At 44.8% G+C, this 355-nt stretch carries 1 pseudogene; it reads left to right on the top strand.

Features of this window, described 5'->3' with window-relative positions:
- Positions 1 to 127: 127 nt before the first annotated feature.
- Positions 128 to 355: pseudogene (locus ACEO2X_RS14280) on the top strand (transposase); the annotation flags it as partial.

Genomic DNA, 355 nt, shown 5'->3' on the forward strand with positions numbered 1-355 from the left:
AAGTATTTGGATTGTCACTGCTTGCTCCAAAGTTAACATGTTGAGCAGTCCAAAAAGACCACTATATTAACCAAGGGGGTCAATTTTCAAATGCTGTTGGGGGGTCATTTTTACATTGCCGCTAACATTTCAGGATAGTCGTTCAGGCCAGCATGCTGCAGAGTTCTTGAAAGGCTGGCAGGGTTATCTAGTCTGTGATGATTACAGTGGTTATAAAGCACGCTTTAGATCAGGCCAGGTCATTGAGGTGGGCTGCATGGCCCATGCACGTCGTAAATTCCATGAACTGCATGTAACTGGGAAAAGTCAGGTCGCTGAACAGGCATTAGTGCTGATTCAGAAACTGTATGCGATA

The organism is Acinetobacter sp. AL9 (genome assembly GCF_041464035.1).
GTDB classification, from domain to species: domain Bacteria; phylum Pseudomonadota; class Gammaproteobacteria; order Pseudomonadales; family Moraxellaceae; genus Acinetobacter; species Acinetobacter towneri.